Genomic DNA, 827 nt, shown 5'->3' on the forward strand with positions numbered 1-827 from the left:
GGTGCTGCGCCGACTGGGCCTGCTGCGACGAGGGCGTCGGCGCGAGCGGGGGAGCGCGGTCGTGGAGTTCATCGTGCTCGGGGTCGTGATGACGCTTCCGGTGTTCTACCTCATCGTCACGCTCGCGCGGTTGCAGGCGGGGACGTACGCGGTCGCTGCGGCATCCCGTGAGGCGGGACGGACGTACGTGACCGCGTCGTCGGAGGCGGACGGTGCGGCGCGGGCCCAGGTCTCGGCGCGGATGGCGTACCAGGACCAGGGTTTCGACGACGGCGCGGTGACGGTCACCTGTGACGCCGACCCGTGCCTGACCCGGGACGCCCTCGTTCGGACGCACGCGACGCTCGCGGTCCAGCTGCCGCTGCTGCCGGACGCGTTGTCCGGGATCCTGCCGACGGCGATCGAGGTGAGCGCCGATCACGCCGAGCGGGTGGACCGGTTCGGGGCGATGTCGTGAGGCGGCTGCTGCGTCGGCTGCGCGGGGAGGAGGGTCGTATCTCCATCCTGATCGCGGGTCTCTTCGCGATCCTGGCCGTGCTGGTGATGGGCGGTGTCGACGTCACCGCGGTGCAGCTGGCCCGGATGCGGCTGATCGACGCCTCGGACGCGGCAGCCGCGGACGCCGCCGACGCGATCGATCCGGCGACCGTCTACAGCGGCGGCGTGGGTACGAGCCTGCAGCTGACCGACGAGTCGGTGGGCCGGACGGCGGGCGACAGCCTCGCTCGCCAGGAGCGGCCGACGCACGTCACCAGCTGGGGTCTGATCGAGGGCACCGGTGCGGTCGACGGCTCCACTGCCGTCGTCCGGCTCCGGGGCAACGTCCG

General features: G+C 72.8%; 2 protein-coding genes. Both read left to right on the forward strand.

What is annotated here, in order from left to right; all coding sequences use genetic code 11:
- Positions 1-457 (forward strand): pilus assembly protein (locus tag P4R38_RS04440; protein ID WP_346770737.1); only part of this gene is annotated, 457 nt, incomplete at its 5' end.
- Positions 454-827, forward strand: a 374-nt coding sequence (locus P4R38_RS04445; RefSeq protein ID WP_277191214.1) for a pilus assembly protein TadG-related protein, incomplete at its 3' end; no start/stop codon positions are given. The genes P4R38_RS04440 and P4R38_RS04445, both read left to right, overlap by 4 nt.

The sequence above is a fragment of the Luteipulveratus flavus genome (assembly GCF_029439465.1).
In the GTDB taxonomy this organism is placed as follows: Bacteria; Actinomycetota; Actinomycetes; order Actinomycetales; family Dermatophilaceae; genus Luteipulveratus; species Luteipulveratus flavus.